The sequence below is a fragment of the Zoogloea oleivorans genome (assembly GCF_008107625.1).
Lineage (GTDB): Bacteria > Pseudomonadota > Gammaproteobacteria > Burkholderiales > Rhodocyclaceae > Zoogloea > Zoogloea oleivorans.
The window spans coordinates 1-2,482 of record NZ_SDKK01000049.1 but is presented as its reverse complement, the minus strand read 5'-3'; the positions used below and the strand labels follow the sequence as shown (position 1 = coordinate 2,482).

The 2,482-nt window shown below is 65.0% G+C and carries 3 protein-coding genes and 1 pseudogene; all 4 read left to right on the top strand.

Features of this window, described 5'->3' with window-relative positions:
- Positions 1–308: pseudogene (locus ETQ85_RS26755) on the top strand (energy transducer TonB); the annotation flags it as partial.
- A 236-nt stretch (positions 309–544) separates the two neighbouring features.
- Positions 545–1,057 carry a rhodanese-like domain-containing protein gene (locus ETQ85_RS25020; RefSeq protein WP_148581724.1) on the top strand — a complete coding sequence of 171 codons (513 nt, stop codon included), beginning with the start codon at positions 545–547 and terminating at the stop codon, positions 1,055–1,057.
- Between the two features lie 2 nt (positions 1,058–1,059).
- On the top strand, positions 1,060–1,296 hold the full coding sequence (locus ETQ85_RS25015) for a helix-turn-helix domain-containing protein (protein ID WP_148581723.1): 237 nt from the start codon (positions 1,060–1,062) through the stop codon (positions 1,294–1,296).
- 119 nt (positions 1,297–1,415) lie between these two features.
- Positions 1,416–2,345 (top strand): family 2A encapsulin nanocompartment shell protein, encoded by a 930-nt coding sequence (locus tag ETQ85_RS25010; protein WP_148581722.1) that lies wholly within the window; start codon positions 1,416–1,418, stop codon positions 2,343–2,345.
- Positions 2,346–2,482: the final 137 nt, after the last annotated feature.

Genomic DNA, 2,482 nt, shown 5'->3' with positions numbered 1-2,482 from the left:
CGGTCATCGCCCCGCCGGCCCCGACGCCTGCGCCGGCTCCGCTGGCCCTGCCCAAGCCGGTCAAGGCCGACATGGCGGCCAGTTGCCCGACCCAGGTGCGACCCGAGGTGCCGCGAGGCGCCGAAGGCGTCAGCGGCATCATCAAGGCCCAGGCCGTTATTCGCGGCGGAGCGGTGCGCGACGTGAACATCCTGTCGGGGCCCAAGGTCTTCCATTCGGTCGTGCGGAACGCCATGCTGCAATACAAGTGCGTATCGGGCGAGGGTGAGATCGTGGCCACCCAGCAGTTCGTCTTCGAGGCGGGTTGATCAGGGCCGGATTTTTCTGTGGGTCGGGTTTCAACCCGACAGCGCCCGTTCAGCTTGCGTTGTCGGACTGAAGTCCGACCCACGGGCGGCTTATCCGGAATCCTGCTTTGCTTATCACTGGCGACTTGCAAGCCTTCTGAATTCTTCTTGGTTCGCGCCGTCAGTGCGCGTCGTTAATGTTCTCCCATCGGCCAGGCACACAAGCGTGCCGGTCATCAACATCCGGGAGAACTGACATGCTTGATACCCGTCTTCATTCTGCTGCCAGTGCAGCGCCCGTGCCGCCCGCTGCGGGCAGCGCCGATATCGCCGAAACTGTTCTTGAGCAGGCCCGCGAGCGCGCTCGTGCCGAGGCACAGCCCTACGCCGGCGGTATTTCTCCGGCCGATGCCTGGACCCTCGTCATCGAAGGCCGCGCCGTGCTGGTGGACGTGCGCACCGCCGAGGAGCGCAAGTTCGTCGGTCACATTCCCGAAACCCTCCATGTCGCCTGGATGACCGGCACCGCCATGAACCGCAACCCGCGCTTCGTGAAGGAACTGGAAGCCAAGGTCAGGAAAGACACGCTGGTGTTGTTCCTGTGTCGCAGCGGCAAGCGCTCGGCCGCCGCTGCCGAAGCGGCCGCGAAGGCCGGTTTCACCAACGCCTTCAACATCCTCGAAGGTTTCGAGGGCGATCTGGACGAGCGCCAGCGCCGCGGGGGTGTGGGCGGCTGGCGTTTCCACGACCTGCCCTGGGTACAGGATTGAGCATGTTTCAGCCTGGAACTTCCAATCGTTTCGGCGCCCTCGTGCGGCGTCTGCGGGAGGAGCGCGACTGGTCCCAGGAGCAGCTCGCCGAATACGCCGATCTCAATCGCACCTATATCGGTGACGTGGAGCGGGGCCGGGCCATGCCTTCCCTGCTCACCATTGGCAAGCTGGCCTTCGCCCTGGGTCTGCGTCCGTCGGCCCTGATCGCCCGTTTCGAGAGCGTCCCTGCAGAGTGATGTGCCCTGAAAGGGCTCGCCGACGGCTATAGCCGGTTGAAGCGAAGCCCTGCGGGAAAGACACTCGCTTATCCGTATTTTTCATAACGATTCCACTTTTAACGATAAGGAGCCCCCTAATGGCCGACCATCACGACGCCCCGACTGCGCTTGGCGATAGCGCCGCACGGCAGCTGGCGAATGCCACCAAGACCGTCCCCCAGCTTTCCACCATTTCCCCGCGCTGGCTGGTGCATCTGCTCCAGTGGCTGCCCGTCGAGGCCGGTATCTACCGCCTCAACAAGGTCAAGAACCCCCGCGACGTGCGCGTGGCGTGCTCCCAGCGCGACGAGTCCGAACTGCCGCAAACCTTTGTCGACTACGACGAAGCGCCCCGCGAATACTTCCTGAATGCGGTCACTACCATCCTTGACGTGCACACCCGCGTCTCCGACCTGTACAGCAGCCCGCATGACCAGATCAAGGAACAGCTGCGCCTGACCGTCGAGACCATCAAGGAGCGTCAGGAAAGCGAACTCATCAACAACCCGGACTACGGCCTGCTGGCCAACGTGCATGACGATCAGCGCATCTCCACGCTGACCGGCGCGCCGACCCCGGACGACCTGGACGATCTGCTGACCCGCGTCTGGAAGGAGCCCGGCTTCTTCCTGACCCACCCGCTGGCCATCGCTGCCTTCGGCCGCGAATGCACCCGTCGCGGCGTGCCGCCCCCGACCGTCAGCCTGTTCGGCGCCCAGTTCCTGACCTGGCGCGGCATCCCGCTGATCCCGTCGGACAAGGTGCCGGTCGAGGACGGCAAGACCAAGATCATCCTGCTGCGTACCGGCGAAAAGCGTCAGGGCGTGGTCGGCCTGTTCCAGCCGGGCCTTGCCGGCGAACAGACCCCGGGCTTGTCGGTGCGCTTCATGGGCATCAACCGCAACGCCATTTCGTCCTACCTGATTTCCTTGTATTGCTCGCTGGCCGTGCTGACCGACGATGCCCTGGCTGTCCTCGAAGACGTGGAGATCGGCAAGTACCATGACTATCCCGACACCTACAAGTGAGGGGCTCGCCGGCCTGGCCGGCGCAGTTCCGGCCGGCGTGCCGGACGAGGTGACCCTGGCGCGGCTGGCCGGCGAATTCTTCGCCGCGCTGCCGACGGGCTTTGCCGGCCCGCTGGCACCCAGCCTGCCGGGCGCCT

Excerpts from the sequence above, each read along its gene's own strand:
- ETQ85_RS25010 (WP_148581722.1), top strand. The coding sequence starts at position 1,416 with ATGGCCGACCATCACGACGCCCCGACTGCGCTTGGCGATAGCGCCGCA.
- ETQ85_RS25020 (WP_148581724.1), top strand. The coding sequence starts at position 545 with ATGCTTGATACCCGTCTTCATTCTGCTGCCAGTGCAGCGCCCGTGCCG.
- ETQ85_RS25015 (WP_148581723.1), top strand. The coding sequence starts at position 1,060 with ATGTTTCAGCCTGGAACTTCCAATCGTTTCGGCGCCCTCGTGCGGCGT.